A 23,062-nucleotide genomic window follows, 5' to 3' on the forward strand; every position below is an offset into this window, starting at 1 on the left:
TTGAAATGACAGGAGGGAATAAACGTGCGTCAAGATCAAACCTGGGGCAATCGCCTGTTTGATATCATTAACCATTCGATTTTATTCATCGTTGCGATCGTGTGTGTTCTTCCATTCGTGTATGTGCTGGCGGTTTCGTTTGCCAGTCCGGCTGAAGTCGCCAAGGGCGGGTTGATTCTATGGCCCAAAGAATGGTCGCTCGTATCGTACCAATATATTTTCTCGTCCGACACACTGCCGCGAAGCTTGCTCGTTTCGATCTATATTACGGTAGTAGGAACGCTGATCAACCTGGCGTTTACATCGCTGATGGCTTACCCGTTGTCCAAGCCTCATCTCCGGGGCAGAAATCCTATCCTGCTCGGCGTATTGATCACGATACTGTTTAGCGGGGGGATGATACCAACGTACTTCGTCGTGAACGGGTTGAATCTGACCAATACGCTGTGGTCCTTGATGATACCAAGTGCCATCAGTGCGTTTAACCTGATCGTGCTGAAGAATTTCTTCCAGCAAATTCCTGACGGGCTGGAGGATTCGGCTAAAATCGATGGCTGCAATGACTTGGGAGTTCTGATTCGAATTGTGCTTCCATTGTCGCTGCCAGCGATGGCCACGTTCGGTTTGTTTTACGCGGTTGCTCACTGGAACACGTTTTTTAATGCCATTCTATACATCAATGATAACGAGAAATGGCCGATTCAGGTCCTGCTTAGGGAAATCGTGATTTTGGCACAGAGCCGGGTAGGGGATTCCAGCTTCGATGAAATGGACGTGCAGCCGTTAACGATTCGTATGGCGGTCATCGTTTTTGCCACCGTGCCCATTCTGCTCGTGTATCCTTTTCTGCAGAAGCATTTTGCGAAAGGCGTCATGTTGGGCTCTGTGAAAGGATAATCGGTTGGATGCGCCTTCTTCCCATAAGAGGGTTTCTATTAAAATGAATATGATGGAGGGTTAAAGATGAAGAAAAGATGGATGACAACCGTGATGGCAATGTTGGCGGGGATGATGGTTGTGACGGCTTGCGGAGACAAAAGCGGCGGGAGCGGGGTCAATGGCGACGGACCTTATCCGCTTACCCTGGTGGTTAATCAGGTTGGGGAAATACCCGACCCGAAAAATCAGATGGAGGAAAAAATACGCGAATACACAAACACAGATCTGCGGATTCAATGGATTCCCTACTCCGCATACGACGAGAAGGTTAACGTCATGGTCGCTTCCAATGAGCTTCCGAAGCTGATCAAGCTGAACTATACGCCAACGACGATCAGCTCGCTCGAAGCGGATCTGTTCTGGGACATCACCGACCAATTGAAAAATTACCCGAATTTGGCCGCGCAGCCGCAGGCCTATTACGACAACATCAGCGTGAACGGAAAAGTGTACGGCATCCCCCTGTTCCGGGACATGGGCCGGGCGATCGTCAGCTACCGCAAGGACTGGCTCGATGCAGCCGGCTTGAAGGAGCCTGTCACCCTGGATGATTGGTATGAAATTATCCGGTACAGCACGGAGGAGGATCCGGATGGCAACGGAAAAAGGGACACCTACGGAATGATGCTCGACAAAGGCTATAACCAGGGTACGGCATCGACCTTGACCCGGCTAGCCGTTTCCCAAGGCGCACCGAATAAATGGGGCATCGACGAGCAAGGCAATTTCTATCCGGAGTTTGTATCCGAGCAGTTCTTCGATGTCATGAAGCTGTTTAGAAGATTATATGAAGAGAAGCTGATTAATCAGGATTTCGCCGTAGTTGATTCCTCCGAGCTCAATAAGGTGTATGAATCGGGCCGCGCGAATATCCGGATCTCCGGCGGTAACGGTCAATCGCTGCAAACCAAGCTGGAGAAGGTTGTCCCGGAAGCGGTTGTCGACGTATCTCCGCTGCAAGGTCCAGAAGGCATTCGCGTTCCGGGGGAAAGCGGAAATACCGGCTTCCTGGCAATCCCGAGATCGACGGTCAAGTCTGAAGAAGAGCTGGCTAAAGTGCTGACCTTCGTTGACAAGCTGCTGGATCCCGAGATGGTCAATGTTATTAATAAAGGCATCGAAGGCGTGCATTACAAAGTCGAAGGAGATTATACCGTAACGATCGATGCGGATAAGGACGCTCAAGAAGTCAAGCCTTATCGCGATACGTTTCCACAACGGGGCGATTTGTACAACATGGAGAAGAAACCGAAAGGAACGGAGCTGTTCAACAAAAACAAACAAATCGTGTATGAGAACGAGAATTACATTGTACCGAATCCGGCGCTTACCCTAAAATCGACGACTTACAATGAACGCGGCGGAGAGCTGGAGCAGATCATCACCGATGCGCAAACCAAGTTCATTATGGGGCAGATTGACGAGGCCGGCTGGAAGGCGGAAGTGGAGAAATGGAGAAAGAGCGGCGGAGATCAAATGGCTGCAGAATATAAAGAATCTAACACGAATCAAAAATAGCAGTCATTGAGAAGCATGTAAACGAGAGACAAAGCTGGCAAGTAAAAGGAAGTGCCTTTGGTGTACTTGGCTGCTTTGTCTCTCACTACTTATATATCTGTATTAATGATCGAAAGAACATTTCACACGGCTGCCTTATAGGCAAATCACTCATTCAACTTATATAGTGAGGCAAATTAGGAGCACTCGGTTCATGGACTGTCCATTTTCGTTCCAATTAGCACGAGATCAAGATGATTCGTTCTAAGCGCGCCAGCCGGCTTGATTTGCAGCACAAGACCATCGCGGGCAAAGCGGCAGGTAAGGATAAACATCTGCTGCTGTTCCAGCAGCTGAATGTGAATCAAGCAAGTCGACGGGTCTGCCCATACTGCAGCGCACGCGGAGAGAAGTCCGAAAAAAGGATCTGGACCGATATGCCAGTCGTTCATGGAGCCTATAACCTTGGAATGACCGGTTTCATCAAAGAAGATGAGCTCACAAGATTGCTCACTGAACGTAAAATGACATCCTGTCCATCCCGGCTCGTTAGCAGTTAGGCGATATTGCTGCCCCGAGACCTGCACGGCTGTACTGGAGATAGAGCTTCCCTCCGGCAGATGGAGCTTCAAGGCGCTCAGACGCTGCTGCATCCGGTCATAACCGGCATCATCTAGGGAGCAGGACTGCTGCATGGAAGAAACCAGATGGGTCCAAACGCAGTCGAGGATTCCTTGGTGCTCATCCCGGTTCAGCATGGTGTTGGCCGTCGAGACAAAAACGGCGTCATGGTCCGGAATGACAAGGACGAATTGCCCGCCTGCGCCGAAAGCGCAGTAGGCTTGACGCCTGGCCCGCCAGAACTGGTATCCGTACCCGCTTCGTCCTTCCAGCAGAATACCGGCACTGGAGTTATCAACGATCTTGGACGTGCTTAACTCTACCCAGCCCTCCGGCAGGATCCGGATTCCGTTCCACAGCCCGTCCTGCAGATAGAGCTGACCGAATTTGGCCAGATCCTCCGTGGTGCAATAGGCTCCGCTGCCGCCCTGGTTAATTCCGAGCGGGCAGGTCTCCCACTCGATATCCTGCATCCCGAGGGGCTGGAACAAGCGGTCATCGAGATAGTCATGCACGGTAGTCCCCGTAACCCGTTGGAGTATGGCGCAGAGCGTATGCGTACCTGTCGTATCGTAGGCAAAGACGGTCCCCGGGGGATGACTCGGTGGCGTATGAAGATACTCGAACACGATATCCCGGGCCTCTTTATTGGTTGATTTTCGGTGGACGGTTTGCATACTCAGCAGATGCCGGATGGTCATATCGGCTGTGTACGGGTGTACGGTCTCCGGCTGCTTATCCGGAAAAAAATGAATGACCTTGTCATCCAGGGAGATCCGTCCTTCACCGATGGCAATGCCGATGGCCGCCGATGTCAAACTCTTGCTGACGGAGAAGATCGGATGCCTTAAATCCTTGTGAAAAGGGGAGTAATAACCTTCGGCAGCCACTTTGCCATGCCGAAGCAGCATAAAGCTGTGCAGATTCATATTCCTTTCCGTCATATCCTCCGTAAAGCGGAGGATGGCGGAAGGAGGAATACCGACCTCCTCCGGGCGGACTCGAGCCAGTGCAGTCATCATCATCAACCTTTCGTTCGATTGAATGTACCGGGAGAGTAGAGCGGAAACCAACGGTCTTGGCCACTGAGCACTTGTTCGATGGTAAACCGTTTAGCCTCAGCCTCAGTGAGCTGCCTGGACCATGCAACCCGCAAGGAAGGAGCTGCTCCGGGGCCGCGGCTGCCGAATTCGGCATAACGGGATGTTTCTTCACGGTCCGGTTGGTTCCAGTTATGCCAGCCCTGCGGATGAACCGAGCCGTCCATCTCGGATCGGATGAACACCACATTGGCATAAGCACGCCAAGGCCGCCCAAGGTATACGTTCTCAACACCGGGAGCTCCCGAGATTTTGCAATCGATAAAGACATAGCCGAACTCCGCTTCCTCCGGCGTATTGGCCGCGGTCAGGTAACCACCGGACCGCTTGCAGTGGATGGTGCACCGGTCGAATACGGCCGTTGCCGGCCCAAATATAAAATCGACATCGCCCTCGATATAACATTCGGCAAAGTAATGACGTCCGCCGGACACATAGAGCGTATCTTGATCCCCTTCGAGTTTTACATACCGAAAGGACACCCGGTCGGCATCGATAAAGGCAGCGACAGCCTGACCCGTGCCAGGACCGGAATCATTGCGGATGGTCAATTGTTCGGCGCTGAAATCATCGGCGCAGATATAGAAGCTTCCACTGCGAAAAGTCCCTAGGGGTTGTCCATCTTCATCCAAGGTGTGGGCGTTATCCGAATAAGTAAGAATCGTTTCTTCAGGTCCTGCACCGATCATACGGATGGCTGGTTTCGATGAAGGAATGTTGATTTTTTCAGGATAAACACCTTTTTTAATTTCGATGATGACAAGACAATCGGACTGTTCAGGAATCGAGTCGATTGCAGATTGCACCGTCACGAAGTCGCCTTGCCCGCTGGGATCTACTGTGATTTTCATCGATGAACACGCTCCTCTATGGATTTTATATCTATGTTATCGAATTGCAGATTCCAATAAAAACATCTCCGATGTTTAAATCGAGTCATTCTTTGCCTTTTTTGCCGGATTTGAAAAAAACAGCTTCTTAGACTTGTTTTCTAGAGGGAAGGAAGACTCTGAAACAGAGCATAAAATGCAAAATATGCGGATGATTCAGCATCAAATCCGGAATTTTTATCGTTTATGTTTCTTTATAATGAGCTTGAGATTAAAACTTCCAAGGATATTGAGGTGAGGCGGTTTTGAAGCAAGAGAACAAATGGTCCGTCCGGACGGTGGAAACCATTCTCAGTCAAACGGACAGCGAGGGGCTTCACCCGGATATTGCCCGCCGGTGGGCGTATGTTCCCGGGATGATGCTCATGGCGATCGCCCGTACAGGGGATTTTTATAACAAGGACGATTATTTTGATTTCATGAAGCGGCATATGGATCTGTTTGTCCAGGCCGATGGGGACATTCGAGGGTACAGGATCGAAGAATATAATCTGGACCAGATCAACCAGGGAAAAAATTTGTTTGCGCTAGGTGCCAGATTTCATGACTCCCGTTATGAAAAGGCTTCCCATACGCTGGCCGCCCAGCTGATCAGCCAGCCCAGAACGACGGACGGCGGATTTTGGCACAAAAAAGTATACCCGTTTCAGATGTGGCTGGATGGGCTCTATATGTCTTCGCCATTTCTGGCACAGTATGCCAAAACTTATAACCGGCCTGAACTGTTCGACGAGGTAGCTCACCAGCTTCTGCTTGTGGAGCGTAGAACCCGGGATCCCAAGACGGGCCTGCTCTATCACGGATGGGATGAAGCGAAGGAACAGGTATGGGCCGACCCGGAAAGCGGGCGCTCCCCGCATTTTTGGAGCCGGGCCTTGGGCTGGTATGCGATGGCGCTTGTGGACAGTCTTGAGTTTTTTCCGGTGGATCATCCGAAGCGAGGTACGATCATTGGCATATTCGAACGCCTAAGCCGAGCGCTGGCACGTTATCAGGAGAAAGAGAGCGGGCTGTGGTTCCAGGTGCTCGACCAGGGCTTCCGGGAAGGCAATTATCTTGAAACCTCCGGCTCCTCCATGTTTATTTACGCTTTGGCCAAGGGTGCTCGGCTCCAGTATCTGGAACAGCCTTCAAGACCTGTTGCGGAGCGGGCTTACGAAGGTTTGATTCAGCGGTTTGTTGAGGCTGGCGAAACCGGCGTGCAGCTTCATTCCATATGTCATGGAGCGGGGCTCAGCGATGACCGCAACGGCTCGTATGAATATTACATCAGTGAACAAGTGGTGTCCGACGCCCAGATTGGCGTAGCGCCTTTCATCCTTGCCAGTCTGGAAATGGAGCGGTTAGCAGATTCGTGATAGGAGGAGGAACTAAAGGATGCACTCATCGTCAACGCAGCATGCATTACAGAACAAACCATGGTTGTCGGATCAGGGAGACGGGACGTTTGTGAACCCGGTGCTTCATGCGGATTATTCGGATCCGGATGTGATTCGGGTCGGGGAAGATTTCTATATGACGGCCTCCAGCTTCGGTCATCTGCCGGGACTGCCGATTCTGCACTCGAAGGATTTGATTAACTGGAGGATTATTAATCATGTGCTGCCCCGGATGGAGCTGCCGGGTTATGACGTCCCTCAGCATGGGAACGGCGTCTGGGCTCCGGCCCTTCGGTTCCATGACGGCAAGTACTGGGTGTTTTATGGAGATCCGGATGTCGGCATCATGATGAGCACATCAAGGGACCCGGCAGGCAGCTGGACGCCTCTGCATCTGGTTCAAGAAGGGAAAGGCCTGATCGACCCGTGCCCGTTCTGGGACGATGACGGCCAGGCCTACCTGGTTCACGCGTTTGCCAAAAGCAGATGCGGCATCAAGCATCTATTAAGGATGTGCCGGATGTCCCCGGACGGAAAGCGCCTCTTGGATGAAGGTCAGATTGTCTTCGACGGGACCGAACGTCATCCTACGATGGAAGGGCCGAAGATGTATAAACGAAATGGTTATTACTATATTTTTGCGCCTGCCGGGGGAGTATCAACGGGGTGGCAGACCGTGCTTCGGTCAACCTCGGTCTTTGGCCCCTATGAGGAAAAAATCGTATTGCATCAAGGCGATAGCCCGATTAACGGCCCGCATCAGGGCGGCTGGGTAGAGCTGGATTCGGGCGAATCCTGGTTTATGCATTTTCAAGACAAAGGGGCCTACGGAAGAATTGTTCATCTGCAGCCGATACGCTGGGTGGATGATTGGCCGGAGATGGGTGCCGATACGAATGGAGACGGGATCGGCGAACCGGTTCTGCGTTATCCGAAGCCAAACGTAGGCGGGGAATACAGGATTGAGGCACCAGACGATTCAGACGAGTTCGAAGACGCTCAGCTTGGCCTGCAGTGGCAGTGGCAGGCCAATCCGAATCCGGCCTGGTATGCATTTGAGAAGGAAAGCCATTTGCGATTATTCGCCTTCCCGGTGCCGGAGAACCAGCCTTCGCGCACGATCTACGATGCTCCTCACTTGCTGATGCAGAAATTCCCGGCGGAAGTATTTCATGCGGAAGCCAAACTGGATGGAACGGCACTAAAGCCTGGTGAGCGGGCAGGCTTTATCGTATTCGGACGAACATTCGCTTATGCGGCGGTTCGCATGAAGGCGGACGGCTCCGGCATGGAAATCATCCAGGCCCAAGGGAACGGCTCGGAGGAGAATGTGGTGTGGTCCGACGGATTGGATGAAGGGGAGGTAACGATTCGGGTGACCGTTCATCCCGGTGCTCAATGCCGCTTCTATTTTGCTTCTGCCGACGGTCCTTTCTTGCCATGCGGAGATAGGGAGTTCTTAGCCGAAAAGGGTCACTGGGTCGGTGCCAAGGTCGGATTGTTCGCGGCAAGTACGGAAGAACAAGCGGATAGAGGGTATGCGGATATCGACTGGTTTAGAGTTGGAAGAGGAGAGATATAGAAAGAGAAAGATTACGGGGCTGCTCCAAGACGGCAACAACGTTGGAACAGCCCCGATTCTATCCATGACGCTTGCGGTATTGAAGAGGCGTGGTCCCCGCGATTTTTTTGAAGGTTTTATTAAAGTGGGCAATATGCTCAAATCCGGCTTGCTCGGAGATGAATTGTACGGATTCTCTGCTGTTCACGAGCATTTTCTGTGCTTCGCGAATTCGTACCACCTGCAGGTATTCGCGAAAGTGAAAGCCTGTCAGCTTGGTGAACACTCTGCTGAGATAGGAAGGGCTGATGTAAAACTGCTTGGCGACCTGCTCCAGCGTAAGCCTTTCATGATAATTGGATTTGATATATTGGGCAATTTCTGAAATTTTCTGGTGCATCGGATGCTCATATTCATGGGTTTGGAATTGAAGCATGGTCTCGATCCGATGAAGGCGGATAAGCAGCTCGTTCATCCATGCGCGAACCAATGAGCTGTAGTGAGTCTGCTTCGTTTGGCATTCTGCGAGCATCGAGAGGAGCAGCCGTTCGATTTCGGGCTGATGCTTCAGCGGAATGCGAACGAGTCTGGACGTCCCGTGATCGAGCAGCTTGGCGACGCCGGCATCGCTTTGTTCGATGAAGCTTCTGGAGAAGCTGATCAGCACCCGCTCGAAGGTCAGTTTATCGGAGCTTGCCGTTGAGTGGAGATCATGCGGGTTCACGATCATCATGTCCCCTTTTTTGACGGTAAACACGTTATCGTCCATAAAGTAGACCCGCTCACCGTTAAGCAAGTAATACAGCTCAAAGTAGGGATGTTCATGCGGACGGGGCATGCTGCTGGAACCGTTTCGCGACATGTATTGGATGGAGAAATCATGATCTCCGATGTGGTACTTGGGCTGCAGCCGGTCATTCATTCCTCATTAACTCCTTAGTTCGCATGGTTGGATTACCACCGATTGTGATCGTAGAAAATTATATATCATGCCTGCAGCCGATCTTCAAGGGCTTTGAACGCAATCGGCAGCAATTTTTAAAATGAAAGTATGAGTTTTCAGAGGAACTGAAGCTTTCTTTAATCTCGGATGGAATTGGGGTGCCGATGGAACGCCATGGCCATATCATCGAAATGGCTACCGAAACAGGAGGAAGGTATATCGTCCTGCCGGTATAAATCGAATAAGCAATCTTACAAATACGGAGGTACACATGATCAAACAAACAAAAGAAGCGATATGTCCTGACTTGCCTGTGATCCCGGAGTATACCGTAACGATTACGGACTATGGCGCCGTTGGAGACGGCGTATATGACAACACCCAGGCATTTCATCAAGCGATTGAAGCCTGCGCTAAGGCAGGAGGGGGGAAGGTGGTCATCCCTCCCGGGATCTGGCACACCGGTCCGTTGTCCCTGCAGAGCCGGATTGAGCTTCACACCTCTGCCGGTGCGCTTGTTGTGTTCAGCAAGCAATTCGAAGCTTATCCGATCCGGATGTCCACCTATGAGGGCAGACAGATGTTTCGCTGCCAGTCTCCGCTCGATGGAGAAGGGCTGGAGGATATCGCGATCACTGGCAGCGGTATTTTTGACGGGAGCGGCGAAGCCTGGAGGCCCGTTAAGCAAGGGAAGCTGACGGAAAGCCAGTGGGACTGTTTAATTCACTCCGGCGGCGTTGTGGATGACGAGGGACTGTGGTGGCCTACGCCGGCAGCTCGGGACGGTGAGGAAACCCTGGCTCGGATCGAACAGTCAGGCAGCGAGGATCCACATGACTATGCTCCTGTGAGAGATTACCTGAGGCCTAATCTGCTCAGCTTGAGAAAATGCAAACGGATCCTTCTCAGCGGCCCGACCTTTCAAAACTCCGCAGCCTGGTGCCTGCATCCTTGGGCATCAGAACAGATCACCATTCAGAACATTACCGTCCGCAATCCATGGTATGCCCAGAACGGGGACGGTCTGGACATCGATTCGTGCAAATACGTGACCGTGGAAAACAGCTCGTTTGATGTAGGAGATGATGCGATTTGTCTGAAGTCCGGCAAAAATGAAGCCGGGCGCCTGCTGGGAAAGCCGAGTGAGCGGATCAGCATCCGGAACTGCACCGTTTATCACGGCCACGGCGGCATCGTGGTCGGCAGTGAAATGTCCGGAGGCATCAAGGATGTATACGTATCCGATTGCACCTTCATCGGCACCGATATCGGCATTCGTTTTAAAAGCTGCCGCGGTCGCGGCGGCGTGGTCGAGAACATCTTCATTGAACGGATTCGGATGCGGGATATCGACGGGGATGCGATCTCCTTCAATTTATATTACGAAGGTATAGCCGGCTCCGGCGAGTATCAAACGGAAGTGATGCTGCCCGTTACCGAGGAAACCCCCGTGTTCCAGAATATTGTCATTCAGGATATTGTGTGCAGCGGCGCGCACACTGCGCTGCTCATCAACGGCTTGCCGGAGATGCCGGTGGAGAACTTGACGGTGAAGAGGTCGGCCATCACAAGTCGGGAAGGCATTGTATGCCGAAATGGAAAGAACCTCAGCATTCAGGACATCGTCCTTCGTAATCAGGAAAATCAGCTGCTTCTCTTTCACCAAAGCCGAAATGTTCAGGTGGCGAATGTCAGCGGAGAAGGGGGCTCACAAGATGACCGCCTGCTGGTGGTGACCGGGGAACGGTCCAGGCAAATCGAATGCTCGGGGCTGAAGGCCGATAAGGCTAGGCAGATTATGATTTCTTCTGAAGTGGAGCCGGAGGAGGTCGTGATCAAGTAGCTTTGCTGTTGGATTCAATAAGGCTTAGAAAGGAGGTGATCGAATTATAACCGTTGCAAGCATCTCAAAATGATAAGGAGGTACGCAATTGAAAGCAGCAAAATGGTTAAAGCAAATGCTTGTCCTCACCATGCTGTTTACAAGTTTTTCCGGCGGAGCCGCTTATGCTGAGGAAAGCCCTGAAACCGTAACCCCGTCCAATTCCTCGCGAACGCCGGCATTTCCGGGTGCCGAAGGCGGTGGAAAGTATACGACCGGCGGCCGGGGCGGCGACGTGTACGAGGTAACGACGCTGGCTGACTCGGGTCCGGGATCGCTGCGTGACGCGGTCAGTACTGGAAACCGGACCGTTGTATTTAAAGTCGGCGGTGTTATCGAGCTGAGATCTCCCCTTAAGATTCTCGGAGACAATTTGACGATTGCCGGCCAAACGGCGCCGGGCGATGGAATTACGGTCGTCGGGTATCCAACGTCCTTTGATGGAAACAACCTGATCATCCGTTACATGCGATTCCGGCTGGGCGATATGAATGAAACGGAAGCAGACTCTTTTGGCGGGCGGTACAAGAAAGATATTATCATCGACCACTCCTCGTTCAGCTGGTCCGTCGACGAAGTGCTCAGCCCTTACGGCAACGAAAATGTCACCGTACAATGGTCGATCATAGCAGACGCCATGCATATTAGCCGGCATGTCAAAGGCAGACACGGCTACGGCGGGATATGGGGCGGCAAGAACACCAGCTTTCATCATAATTTGATCGCCCACAACTCCAGCCGCAACCCGGCGTTTGACAGCACGGCAGGCAATTCCCATGATTTCCGCAATAACGTTGTTTACAACTGGGGATTCTTTGCTTCGTACGGAGGCAAAGGCGCGGTTACCAATATGATCAACAATTATTACAAGCCCGGACCTGAAACGGAAGTGGTTCGGTTTATGAATGCGGAGAGCACCGGGAGCTACTATATTGACGGCAACGTTATGGACGGCTATCCGAAATATACTCAGGATAACTGGTCCGGCGTTCATAAGTATCCGGATTACGTGAAGCTGGAAACTCCCGCTTCCTTTGCCAATCCACTGCCGACCGAATCCGCCGAAGAGGCTTATGCAGCGGTTATGCAAAGCGCCGGAGCCACCCTGCCGAAACGGGATGCCGTCGATGCCAGAATCATCCATGACGTTATTCACCGAACCGGCATGCATATCAACTCTCAGAATGAAGTAGGCGGATATCCGCTAGTAGAGATGGTTAGATCCACGTTAGAAGATGATGATCATGATGGTATGCCGAATGATTGGGAGATCGCTCGCGGGCTGGACCCGAGAGATCCGAGTGACCGCAATCTGGCCAATGAGGAAGGATACACGAATCTGGAGCTGTATTTGAATTCCCTTACGGGAAACGGATCAGCTAATCCCTCTGCAGTCATTACATCTCCGGCGAACAACACGGTGGTCAAAGCCGGATCGAACGTGACGATTGAAGCGTCCGTTTCGGATGAAGACGGAAGCGTATCGAAGGTCGAGTTTTACCGGAACGGAGAGAAGGTTGGAGAGGATGACAGCATGCCGTTCCGCTATGAGTGGACGGACGCTGCGGACGGTACCCATTATTGGACCGCAAAAGCGATCGACGATACGGGAACGATGGCGTTCTCGACGAGCGTGGTCGTTCATGCGAACACCGAAGGGAGCATCAAGCCTTGGAAGTCGGCAGATATAGGCAGTCCGGGAATACCGGGACACACCCAGCTTGGTGACACCCTCGGCGAAGTGACCGTCAAGGCAACAGGAGATATCGGCGGCACGAAGGACGTCTTTCATTTTGCCTATCAGGAGATCGAGGGGGACGCTGAAATTGTGGCCCGGGTTGAAAGCATTACCCCTACGAATGAGGAAGCGGAAGCGGGCATCATGTTCCGCGAGAGTCTGAAGGAGGATGCTCCATTCGTTTCCCTGGTCGTCCCTTATATTCGTACAGGGAAAAGAGGTGTTACCCTTAGTCGAGCCGAGGAGGGCGGAGAGGTTGCGAGAATTCAGCCGGAGCAGGAATTTCAGTTGCCTTATTGGATCAAGCTTGTCCGTAAGGATAACCAATTCACATCAATGATCTCTCAAGATGGAACCAGCTGGACCACGGTCGGAAACGTCCAAGTCGATTTGCCTAAGCAAGCCTATGTCGGCCTCGTGGCGGATGCGGGAAAAGTGAACAATGAGACATGGAAATACAATACCTCGACATTTACCAACATCAATATATCGGCAGATACAGGCAGCGGCCCGAAAACCGTATATTATGTGAACGATGATTTTGAAAACCTTGAAGCTGGCTCCGTACCTGACGGATATGGAGTGATCCCGCAGCCTCAGGATGCGGATCATACTGTAACCGTGGAGGAAGTCCCCGTCAATTCTACGGGCAACGATTCGGAAAAGGCGCTGAAGGTATACGATAATGCTGTTGGCAGCACAGGGTTTACCATCAACTTCCCGAGGCAGGCAGGCACGGTCGTTGTCGAGACGGATTTCATGTCACCGGCCATGCCCGGCACTTCGGTGCTGTTTCATATCAAGGATGCAGAAGGTACCAAGACGCCGATTGCTCTTGAGGTGCGCAAGCCTCAGCTACCGATTCAGGAGGATGCGTACGCCCTGGTTTACAAGAACAAAAATGGCCAAGATGTTAAGCTGACCGGCCTCCCGGCCGCCAACCGCTGGTACAATCTGAAGGTCATTGCCAATGCGGCCGCCAACACCATGGATATTTACGTGGACAACGTGCTCGCAGCGGGGGGGGTTGAGCTTAGGGACGATATGCGGACGTTAGGACTGGGAAGCGCCTTGTTCGGCAGAACGCCCGGAACTGGCAAAGGAACCTACTACTTCGACAACATCAAGGTATACGTGGAACCGGCAGCCGCACCTAAAGGACTACGGGCGATCCCTGGGAACGGGAAGGTTCAACTGGATTGGGATAACGCAAAAGGTGCTTTATCATATTCCGTCAAAAGAAGCACCGCAAACGGGGGGCCGTACGAGGCCGTGGCATCAGATCTGAGTGCTTCCAATCCATCGTATACGGATACAAGCGTAATCAACGAAACCACTTATTATTATGTGGTTACCGCCGTGAGTGATTTAGGAGAAAGCGATCCCTCGAACCAAGTGCGTGTCACGCCATCGGTGAACGCCGTGAAGCCGCAAGCCCCGACGGAGCTCACGGGACTTAGCCGCAACACCCAGGCTGATCTCACCTGGCAGCCGGTGGAGCATGCGGTCACCTATACGGTGAAGCGAAGTGAAAGTCAGGAAGGGCCTTATATTGAGGCAGGACGCGTAGAAGAGCCCTTCTATAGAGATACGGGGCTTGTAAACGGTAAAGTCTACTATTATACGGTAACTGCGACTAGCGTTGCCGGCGAAAGCGAGGCGACGGACCCGGTCGAGGCCCGCCCGGTGGCGCCGCTAGAGTCGCCAGCGGATGTTAAAGCGAGTGCCGGTGATGCATCGGCTGTAATCTCGTGGAATGCCTCACCCGAAGCTTCGAGTTATCAGATCAAGCGAAGCACCGTTCACGGCGGCCCTTACACGGTCATTGCCGATCAAGTAAAGGATGTCAGCTATGAGGATAGCGGCTTGGAGAACGGGACGGCCTACTATTATGTCGTTTCCGCACATAACGGCACCGCCTCCAGCGCGAATTCTGAAGCGGTTCGGGTCATTCCATTCCCAGCGAATACCACGCCGCCTCCGGGTGATCTTCGACTAAACCCGGCCAAAGACCACGTTAAGCTCTCCTGGTCAGCCGTAGAAGGAGCAGCTTCTTACCAAATCAGAAGGTCGGAATCAAGAAGCGAAGCAGGAAGTATCATCGCCTCTGATTGGCGGCAGCCCGGATTTATCGATACGGATGTCGTTACCGGCAAAACCTATTATTATTCGGTCCAGTCGGTGAACGAGAACGGACCGGGAGCCGGAAGCGACCCTCAAGGAGCAACGCCTGCTTTCGTCATCGTCGTGGCGAAAGACGGCACAGGCATGTTTACCAGCGTTCAAGCCGCGGTGGACTCCATCCCGGAGGGCAATACGGACCGAACGATAATCTATATCCGTAATGGCATCTATGAGGAACAAGTCACTGTTCCGAAAACGAAGCATGCCGTGAGTTTTATCGGCGAGAGCAAGGAAGAGACGGTGATCACCTACACCGGTATTACCGGTACCGGATTCAATGAACGTGCCACCGCCGTCGAATCCGATGATTTTACCGCCGAGAACATCACGTTTGCGAATGGAGCGGGTCCTCAAGGTCCGGCGCCCGCAATCGATCTGAGGGGAGATCGGGCCTATTTCAACCATGTCCGCATGCTCGGATATCAGGACACGTTTTTTGTGAACAATGCCGGGAAACGGGTGTACGTGAAGAATAGCTATATTGAAGGAGCGGTGGATTTTATCTACGGACCAGGAATCGCCGTGTTTGACCAGAGCGTCATTCACAATGTCCGTTCAGGCGGATATATAACCGCTGCCAGCACGCCGGAAAATCAGCCCTACGGATATTTGTTCCTCAACAGTAAGATTACAGGAACGGAAGGAATCGAAGATGTCTACCTTGGACGTCCATGGAGACCCTTTGCCCATGTGCTGTTCATGAACACGGAAATGGAAGGAATCGTGCACGATAAAGGCTGGCATAACTGGGGACGACCGGATAACGAGAAAACCGCCAAATACTATGAATATAGCAATACCGGACCTGGTGCGGCAGCCGAAGCCCGCGCGAATTGGTCGAAGCAGCTCACGCCGGAGGAAGCGAATCTGTACACGATTCCAATGATGTTGAAGGGATCGGATGGTTGGGATCCGACCATGATGCCGGTTCTTCCGCAGCCTTACGGGGAAGAAGACGATACACCTCCGCACACATCGTCCAAAATAACACCGGAAACACCTAACGGCCTGAACGGCTGGTATACGGTGCCGGTTACTGTTGAATTGAGTGCGGAAGACGACGGTTCAACTGTTACCGAAACCGTCTACAGTTTAGACGGTACCACCTGGATTCCGTACTCGGGGCCGATCGTTCTGGACCGGGAAGCGGCCGCGGCTGCGATATACTATCGCTCCGTCAACGCTGCAGGTCTTGAGGAAAGCATCCAATCCATTGTATTGAACATGGATCTGTCCCCACCGGAAATTCACGTAGAAACACCGGCACAGGAGGGAGGATGGAATGTCTCCAGGGATTGGACGCCGATCATTGAAATGAGCGATTCCGTTTCCGGCGTCGACGACAGCCGGACGGCTATCAAGCTGGACGGTAATCCCGTTCAATCCGGTGAAGCCATCCCGCTGTATCAGCTTCCGCTCGGAAGTCATGTCTTAACCGTTGAAGGAGCAGATCTTGCGGGCAATACGGCAGTTGCTGAGATTGAATTTCAGACGGTGACGAGCACCGGCGATATGATCGCTTTGATCGAACGGTTCCTGAGCAGCGGAGAGATTGGGAATGCCGGTATCGCCAATAGTTTGACGAAGAAGCTGGAGAAGGGGAATATGGGCAGCTTTGAGAACGAAGTCCGGGCACAGCGGGGCAAACATCTGTCGGAACTGGCGGCGGACATCCTGCTGCGGCATGCCGAGGCATTAAGGGAAGAGATTATATAAGTTCTAAAGCCCTCAAAATTTGAATCAAGCTGGATATCATGATGCTTCTAGTCCAGAATCCACAAAACAGGGATGGTGAGATCCCTGTTTTGTGTTGCTCTGGCTCCCGTAGTTCTCGGATCCTGAACGTTCACATAGTGTTCCATTTCAGTATGACTGCAATCACATGTACGGAGACAGGAGTTTCATATACTTGGGTTGTAAGAGTGAAATAGTTCACAAAGACGGGATTTAGTCTAAGGAGGTTTGACTATGAGTTCATTCACGCTTCAGAGCCAGGTATCCGATATTGTTACATCCATCCCGCAAACGGCGGATTTATTCCGATCACTCCGGATTGATTTTTGTTGTGGAGGGCAGGTGCCACTGGAAGAAGCGGCTAAACAGCGTAATTTGGAACCTGCCGCCGTACTGGAGAAGGTTCAATCCCTGGAGAACAAGTTTGCCGACTATCAGGAAAGCCGTCCGGCTTCACTGAAGGAATCCGAATTGATTGAATACATCCAGCATAAACATCATGCCTTCTTGCGGGATGAATTACCTGCTTTAACGCCGTATGTGACGAAGTTGGCCCGTGTACATGGGGAGCATCATCCCGAGCTTCTCCGGGTGCAGGAGCTTTTCTCGGATCTGAAAAACGAACTGCTGGATCATACGAAGGATGAGGACGAGCATGTATTCCCGCTTATCTTGAAATTTGTTGCAGAGCCTAACCACCAAGCTGCAGCGGAGCTTAAACTGCATGTGTCTGAGCTGGAAGATGAACATGCTCACGCCGGCAGATTGCTTCAAGAGCTAAGGGATGTAACCGCTGATTTCGAACTTCCCTCGGATGCCTGCGGCACGTATCGGCTGGTCTATCAACGGTTGGCCATGCTTGAAAAGGACACCTTCGAGCATATCCATCTGGAAAACAACATATTGTTTGAGCGGATTCGACAAGCGGTATAACGTTGGTTAGAACCCCTTCTAAGCTGGGTGAGGAATTGCTCGGATGACTATCGAACGTGTAAAATAACGCCCTAACAATAACGCCCTAACCTTATGGTTAGGGCGTTATTGTTAGAGCGTGATTAGCGTGCAGACTCCTTCCCCGGGAGGGAGAAGAGATCAAATAAAATTCACTTAACTATTCCCTGTATTCAGTCGATAAATATATCAGTTGGAATTATTCGACACAGGAGGGTTCATATGGATTATTCGAAATTGGGAAAACAATTCATAGGCGGGGTATGGCGAGACGGTAAAAGCGGTAAAACGCTGCCTGACATCAATCCATATAATGATGAGGTCATTACCGCTTTTCAAATCGCGAGCGTTGCAGACATTGATGATGCCTATCAGGCTGCCTATCAAGCTAAGCTGGAATGGGACAAAATTAACCCTTACCGTAAACGCGACATCCTAGAAAATGCTGTTCAATATATTGAGTCGCATGAGGAAGATATTACGTCCATTATCGTTCAGGAGCTGGGCGGAACGCGTCTGAAGGCGGCATTCGAGATCGGTCTTGTGAAAAATATGATTAAGGAAGCGGCTACGTTCCCCCTTAGAATGGAGGGGAAGATTTTACCTTCCACTGAAGATGGCAAGGAGAACCGACTGTATCGGATCCCGGCTGGCGTGGTTGGGGTTATCAGTCCATTTAACTTTCCTTTCTTCTTGTCCATGAAGTCCGTCGCCCCGGCATTAGGTGCCGGCAACGGCGTCGTGCTGAAGCCGCATGAGGATTCACCGATTACGGGTGGAACGCTGATCGGCAAGATTTTCGAAGAAGCGGGTATACCGAAGGGCCTGTTGAATGTAGTGGTGACAGATATCAAGGAGATTGGCGATGCGTTCGTGGAGCATCCGATTCCGAGAATCATTTCTTTCACGGGTTCGACCAAGGTTGGAAGCCATATTGGTCAGTTGGCCGTCAAGCACTTCAAAAAGCCGCTGCTGGAGCTCGGCGGGAACAGCGCGTTCATTATACTGGAAGATGCTGATATCGATTATGCGGTACAAGCGGCAACGTTCAGCAGATTCACGCATCAAGGCCAGATCTGTATGTCGGCCAACAGGATTCTTGTACAGAAGCCGATCTATCAGGAATTTGCAGATAAATATAAAGAGAAGGTCTCTACCCTTACAACAGGTGATCCGAGCGATCCGCAGACCATTATCGGGCCCGTCATCAACCATCGGCAGGCAGAAACACTGGAGAAGCTGATTGAGAAGGGCATTGAGCAAGGTGCAGTTCCCCTGGTGCGAGGGAATATCACCGGCAGAATGGTGGAGCCTACCGTCCTCGTTAATGTCAAACCGGATATGGAGGTAGCGCAAGAGGAGTTGTTCGGCCCGGTTGTGTGCATCATCCCGTTCGAAACGGAAGAGGAAGGCATTGCAATTGCAAACAATACACGTTTTGGGCTCAGCGGTGCAATTCACACCTCCAATCTTGAACGCGGGGTAGAACTGGCGAAGAAGGTCCATACAGGAATGATACATGTGAACGATGTCACGATTAACGACGAACCGATTGTAGCATTTGGCGGAGAGAAGCAGTCGGGGTTGGGTCGTCTGAATGGGGAATGGAGCCTGGATGAATTTACGACCATGAAGTGGATATCGGTTCATTACGGACAAAGGAAATTCCCGTATTAAGGGTTGGGGGAGATAGGCATGAATAATGTGACTGAAGAGCAAACACAGCATGAGCTGATCAGCGCCTTTGTAAAGGTGGCTCCATTGCTGAAAAGTCTTACGAATGATGACATCACGATTGGCATTTATGATACGGAGAAGCTTATCATCAACATTCCGGGAAGAACCTTTTCGCTGAATGTCAAGCCTGGGGACCCGCTAGTGGAGGGGGACATCGTAACCGATGCCATCCGCAATAATAAAGCTTTATCGGCTGTCGTTCCGAAAGAGCTGTTTGGATTTCCGCTAGCTGCACGCGCGATCCCGCTTCACGACGAACAAGGCAGGGTTATCGGCGGTGTAGGCATGGGGACAAGTCTTGAAAAAGCGAATGCGCTGTTTGAGATGGCCGAGAGTTTTTCGGCAATTGTTGAACAGACCACAGCGTCCATTGAAGACATCAGCCAATCGATTGCTCACCTGACCGAACGTGTAACCGATGTAACGAATCAAATGACGGATGTCAGCTCCAGCGCGCAGCAGATTGGAAAGATTTCCAGCGTTGTTAAGGAGATTTCGGATCAGAGCAATATGTTAGGTCTTAATGCTTCTATCGAAGCGGCAAGAGCTGGGGAAGTCGGGAGGGGGTTCTCGGTCGTTGCCGATGAGATTCGGAAGTTGGCGACAAGCTCCAAAGAGAACGTGGATCAAATTAATGGCATTACGAAGAATATTCAGGAATTTTTGCAGCGCTTAAATCATGCTTTTTCCGATATCCACACGCTTACCGATACCCAGTCAAGGGCGATTCAGGAATTCTCTGCAACGATCCATGAGATTAGTATCAAAGCAGAGGAGTTAGCGCAGGTAGCTGAAGAAAGCCTGTATGCAAAAGAAAACAAGCAATAGAAACTCAGAATACTCTGTGTAACTTAATTTTATACAGGCCGATAGAGCAGAAAAGAGCAGAAATACACCTATGATGTATTTCTGCTTTTTATTCGATATGCTGTGGCAATGCACCATGATGCCGATGAACTCTCCGTCGTGATCTTCAAAAGATATCCGGTTCATATCTAATGTTGATATGCTTTTTAAGCTAATCGCTAGGGTATTTTCGCTTCGCTGCTTGGTTTATTATTATATAATGGGTAATTTTGAAAGCGGTAACATTCGACGTGACAAAGATCCGTATAGGTCCACGAATCCATTTGAAGAAAGGTACAGTGAAGAGGATGACAAAGACAAGCAAAGCCATATTGTTTCAAGGTGACTCCATAACGGACGGGAAGTGGGGGCGCGACAACGATCTTAATCATATTCATGGACATGGCTACGTATATCTTATTGCCGCTGAGCTGGGCTATGCACTAGCGGAAAGCCAGCCACAGTTCATCAATCGAGGGATCAGCGGCCATCGCGTCTCGGATTTGTACGCGCGTTGGAATGAAGATGCGATTAGCCTGCGACCTGACCTGATCAGTATGTTGGTTGGCGTTAACGACGCAGGTCGGATCATCGAAGGCTCGCCAAGCGGAGCTACCGACAGGTTCGAAAAAGCATATCGTCACATACTGGAGGAAACGAAAGAAGTGCTTCCACAGACGGGACTGGTTTTATGTGAGCCATTCGTACTGAAAACGGGCGCCACCGTGCAGAATTGGGACAAATGGCGTCAACGGCTGGATGAATATAGCCTAGTTGTCCGGCAATTGGCTCAAGAGTTTGAAACGCTGTTTGTCCCTCTGCAAGAAGCGTTTGATCATGCGGCAAAACGAGCAGGCGCAGAGTATTGGATATGGGATGGCATTCATCCCACGACAGCCGGGCATCAATTGATTTCACGTGAATGGCTGAGGGTCGTGCAGAATAGTCCATTCGCTATAAGTTGAACAGATACATAAAGTAACTCGCTCGAAAGTTCACAGATAATCAAGTCAGTCATGTTCTTGTGCTGGTTGCACCTTATGATTTTAAAAAAATCGACTTTGATGATCCCGGCCGGTTCGAAGCCTGGCTGTGTGCTCAAGATTGGATCAGCTATAGATCATACGCAGATTATGGAGGGAACACTTCAAGAAAAGACACATATGCGAATCATGCACGTTCTGCCGAATCTTCATTCCATATTAGCCGCCACAGAACACGGTTCGGGAATAAGTGTCCGATATTTAATGAACATTGTTTTTTATCTGGCTAAGTGATAGATCGACTAAGCCATCTTCTATGATCCCTCTATGGGATGGGTATAATGTTGAAGCTCATCCCAATGAGGCGTAGCTATGTTCGCGCGTATCTTCAAATGATCAAAAGCTTGGTGTAACGCAGTCATCTCGTTTGATGACACAGCCTTATCACTCAGCAGGATTTTGCCAATCGGGGTTGACAACATTATCTTCAACAGGATGTAGAACAGCTTTCTTTTGTTGCGTGCGAATTGCTTTTGAGCGGCAGGTGAAACCGTATAGCCGTTTTTCTCCAATACTTGATGCCCCTCATCTACCGCATGAATGACCAGATTAAGAAGCTTCTTGTCTTTTGCGGCTCTGCGCAAATTACCGTTATATGAAGAAGCTATGGAATTCAAAGGCAAGATCATAACGAAATGACTTTTCAGCCACTCATCCATATTTGTAATGTAAGTCCATTTATATTTGGTGTTAACCAAAGCTTGATCGATCACTGAGCGCCATGACAGATCCACTCCTAAACCACCGATCGTTATGTTGGTTCTTGGGCCGCGCACGCTAATGATCCGGCCATTCTCCCTCCAGCCGGCAATCGACTGAAAAGCGAACGCAACCTGTTTCGCTACCGGACTATGGGTTTGCAAATACTTCTCCATTTCCCCAGGGCTTGCATTGTTACCCATTATAACGATATGGCAGCTATGATTCGCCGCAAGGGCAGGCAGCACAGCCTCGAAATCCGGATATTTCATTACAACAAAAATAAGGTCATAAACATCGTCCGGCTGTAGTTCTCGGATGACCCTTACTTGATTAACCGTGGTTTGAAACTGAAAATAATGCCGAATGACATTGCCGTTCTTTTCCAACTCCTCTGCTCGTCGTCCTCTTGCCAGCATCGTGACGTTGTGCCCTCCACGCACCAGCTCGTGGGCTAAATAACTGCCCAGAACCCCTGCGCCGTAAACTAATATTCTCATCGTGGGTCCCTCCATTGTGGGTTAAACGATTGGATCAAACCATGTTTGCTCAAGCGCATCCCTTGTCTCTTTAACAAAGTTTTTAAATATTCGTTCCGAAATTTAAAAACCACAGCTTGATTCTATATGGACATCAACCAGGATGTCAATAAGTTTTTAAATATTGACTGTGAAATTTAAAAACTATTCGCATTATGTTAAACTACTTGTAGTGATGAACACGGGAAGTGAGTGAAGAGTGATGAATAAATTCGAAATCAGAACGCAGCAAAAGAAGGATGCGATCATTCATGCGGCATTAAAGCTTTTTAAAGAAAAAGGCTTCGTCCATGTTAGCATTAAAGACATTGCCGATGAATCCGGCGTATCGTCGGTATCGCTGTATAACTACTTCGGCAGCAAAGAAGGGGTGGTCAAGGAATGTGCGAATGTTCTGATGCAACATACGCTCCAAATGGCTGAGGAGCTTTTGCATCAAAATATCGACTTCAAAGATAAGATATCTCGGATTTTGGAGATCTGTGCAGATCAAGACTATCAATTGCTTGGCACACCGGGTGCCGTGGAGGATCAGGTGCTAGCGAGCTTATATAGTGAAAACACGAATCAAATTAGAATTGCGCTTATTCAGGAATTTATTGAGCTGGGGAAGAAGGAAGGGGCGATTCATTCCTCTGTTTCGCTAGAGACCCTATTGGAATTATTAAGTGTCGTCGGGACGCTACAAGCTTCCTGGGCCAGAGCTGGGAATTATAAAACTAAGATGGCGGAACTTATCCAGCTTCTCTTATATGGTTTCGTTGGACGCCACTAAAATC

15 protein-coding genes are annotated in these 23,062 nt (G+C 50.7%); 11 read left to right on the forward strand and 4 right to left on the reverse strand.

The genetic code is table 11. The features are described 5' to 3' along the window. Positions 1–24 precede the first annotated feature (24 nt). Both AK95_RS16140 and AK95_RS16145 read left to right on the forward strand, forming a co-directional pair. A complete protein-coding gene (locus AK95_RS16140) occupies positions 25–897 on the forward strand; it encodes a carbohydrate ABC transporter permease (RefSeq protein WP_071220971.1) in 873 nt (290 codons plus the stop codon). Between the two features lie 66 nt (positions 898–963). Further along, the gene (locus AK95_RS16145; RefSeq protein ID WP_083397650.1) at positions 964–2,457 is read left to right on the forward strand and encodes an extracellular solute-binding protein; all 1,494 of its coding nucleotides are present in this window, start codon (positions 964–966) and stop codon (positions 2,455–2,457) included. Between the two features lie 191 nt (positions 2,458–2,648). Here AK95_RS16145 and AK95_RS16150 read toward each other — a convergent pair whose 3' ends face one another. Together AK95_RS16150 and AK95_RS16155 are read right to left on the reverse strand one after the other, a co-directional pair. Next, positions 2,649–4,082: a serine hydrolase domain-containing protein gene (locus AK95_RS16150; RefSeq protein WP_071220972.1), complete on the reverse strand. Its 1,434-nt coding sequence runs from the start codon at positions 4,080–4,082 to the stop codon at positions 2,649–2,651. Next, a complete protein-coding gene (locus AK95_RS16155) occupies positions 4,082–5,008 on the reverse strand; it encodes a pectinesterase family protein (RefSeq protein WP_071220973.1) in 927 nt (308 codons plus the stop codon). The genes AK95_RS16150 and AK95_RS16155 overlap by 1 nt, the downstream gene beginning before the upstream one ends. Before the next feature lie 284 nt (positions 5,009–5,292). On the opposite strand from AK95_RS16155, the gene AK95_RS16160 reads away from it, so the two are divergent. Together AK95_RS16160 and AK95_RS16165 are read left to right on the forward strand one after the other, a co-directional pair. After that, the gene (locus AK95_RS16160; RefSeq protein WP_071220974.1) at positions 5,293–6,405 is read left to right on the forward strand and encodes a glycoside hydrolase family 88/105 protein; all 1,113 of its coding nucleotides are present in this window, start codon (positions 5,293–5,295) and stop codon (positions 6,403–6,405) included. Between the two features lie 19 nt (positions 6,406–6,424). Beyond that, a complete protein-coding gene (locus AK95_RS16165; protein ID WP_071220975.1) occupies positions 6,425–8,008 on the forward strand; it encodes a glycoside hydrolase family 43 protein in 1,584 nt (527 codons plus the stop codon). A 58-nt stretch (positions 8,009–8,066) separates the two neighbouring features. Here the strand turns inward: AK95_RS16165 and AK95_RS16170 are convergent, their stop codons facing one another. Further along, positions 8,067–8,909, reverse strand: a complete 843-nt coding sequence (locus AK95_RS16170) for a helix-turn-helix transcriptional regulator (protein WP_071220976.1) — start codon at positions 8,907–8,909, stop codon at positions 8,067–8,069. A 292-nt stretch (positions 8,910–9,201) separates the two neighbouring features. Between AK95_RS16170 and AK95_RS16175 the strand changes: the two genes are divergently transcribed. The 6 genes from AK95_RS16175 to AK95_RS16200 all read left to right on the forward strand — a co-directional run bounded on the left by AK95_RS16175 (position 9,202) and on the right by AK95_RS16200 (position 20,967). Next, positions 9,202–10,773: a glycoside hydrolase family 28 protein gene (locus AK95_RS16175; protein ID WP_071220977.1), complete on the forward strand. Its 1,572-nt coding sequence runs from the start codon at positions 9,202–9,204 to the stop codon at positions 10,771–10,773. 88 nt (positions 10,774–10,861) lie between these two features. Further along, positions 10,862–16,450, forward strand: coding sequence for a pectinesterase family protein (locus AK95_RS33850; protein ID WP_083397652.1), 5,589 nt, complete (start codon positions 10,862–10,864; stop codon positions 16,448–16,450). A gap of 252 nt (positions 16,451–16,702) precedes the next feature. Further along, a complete protein-coding gene (gene ric / locus AK95_RS16185) occupies positions 16,703–17,401 on the forward strand; it encodes an iron-sulfur cluster repair di-iron protein (protein WP_071220978.1) in 699 nt (232 codons plus the stop codon). A gap of 240 nt (positions 17,402–17,641) precedes the next feature. After that, entirely contained in the window at positions 17,642–19,096 is a 1,455-nt protein-coding gene (yfmT, locus tag AK95_RS16190) for a benzaldehyde dehydrogenase (RefSeq protein WP_071220979.1), read from the forward strand. An 18-nt stretch (positions 19,097–19,114) separates the two neighbouring features. Continuing rightward, positions 19,115–19,984 carry a methyl-accepting chemotaxis protein gene (locus AK95_RS16195; RefSeq protein ID WP_071220980.1) on the forward strand — a complete coding sequence of 290 codons (870 nt, stop codon included), beginning with the start codon at positions 19,115–19,117 and terminating at the stop codon, positions 19,982–19,984. Positions 19,985–20,310: 326 nt separating this feature from the next. After that, entirely contained in the window at positions 20,311–20,967 is a 657-nt protein-coding gene (locus AK95_RS16200; RefSeq protein ID WP_071220981.1) for an SGNH/GDSL hydrolase family protein, read from the forward strand. 332 nt (positions 20,968–21,299) lie between these two features. Here the strand turns inward: AK95_RS16200 and AK95_RS16205 are convergent, their stop codons facing one another. Continuing rightward, a complete protein-coding gene (locus AK95_RS16205) occupies positions 21,300–22,244 on the reverse strand; it encodes a ketopantoate reductase family protein (protein WP_071220982.1) in 945 nt (314 codons plus the stop codon). Between the two features lie 241 nt (positions 22,245–22,485). Between AK95_RS16205 and AK95_RS16210 the strand changes: the two genes are divergently transcribed. Further along, on the forward strand, positions 22,486–23,058 hold the full coding sequence (locus AK95_RS16210; protein ID WP_071220983.1) for a TetR/AcrR family transcriptional regulator: 573 nt from the start codon (positions 22,486–22,488) through the stop codon (positions 23,056–23,058). The last annotated feature ends 4 nt before the right edge of the window (positions 23,059–23,062 follow it).

Origin of the sequence: Paenibacillus sp. LC231 (genome assembly GCF_001860525.1) — a bacterium.
GTDB lineage: Bacteria > Bacillota > Bacilli > Paenibacillales > Paenibacillaceae > Paenibacillus_AQ.

Bases quoted from the DNA above. Each gene is read 5' to 3' on its own strand.
- AK95_RS16200 (WP_071220981.1), top strand. From the start codon at position 20,311: ATGACAAAGACAAGCAAAGCCATATTGTTTCAAGGTGACTCCATAACG.
- AK95_RS16150 (WP_071220972.1), bottom strand. From the start codon at position 4,082: ATGATGATGACTGCACTGGCTCGAGTCCGCCCGGAGGAGGTCGGTATT.
- AK95_RS16165 (WP_071220975.1), top strand. From the start codon at position 6,425: ATGCACTCATCGTCAACGCAGCATGCATTACAGAACAAACCATGGTTG.
- yfmT (WP_071220979.1), top strand. From the start codon at position 17,642: ATGGATTATTCGAAATTGGGAAAACAATTCATAGGCGGGGTATGGCGA.
- AK95_RS16210 (WP_071220983.1), top strand. From the start codon at position 22,486: ATGAATAAATTCGAAATCAGAACGCAGCAAAAGAAGGATGCGATCATT.
- ric (WP_071220978.1), top strand. From the start codon at position 16,703: ATGAGTTCATTCACGCTTCAGAGCCAGGTATCCGATATTGTTACATCC.
- AK95_RS16145 (WP_083397650.1), top strand. From the start codon at position 964: ATGAAGAAAAGATGGATGACAACCGTGATGGCAATGTTGGCGGGGATG.
- AK95_RS16155 (WP_071220973.1), bottom strand. From the start codon at position 5,008: ATGAAAATCACAGTAGATCCCAGCGGGCAAGGCGACTTCGTGACGGTG.
- AK95_RS16195 (WP_071220980.1), top strand. From the start codon at position 19,115: ATGAATAATGTGACTGAAGAGCAAACACAGCATGAGCTGATCAGCGCC.
- AK95_RS16205 (WP_071220982.1), bottom strand. From the start codon at position 22,244: ATGAGAATATTAGTTTACGGCGCAGGGGTTCTGGGCAGTTATTTAGCC.
- AK95_RS16170 (WP_071220976.1), bottom strand. From the start codon at position 8,909: ATGAATGACCGGCTGCAGCCCAAGTACCACATCGGAGATCATGATTTC.
- AK95_RS16175 (WP_071220977.1), top strand. From the start codon at position 9,202: ATGATCAAACAAACAAAAGAAGCGATATGTCCTGACTTGCCTGTGATC.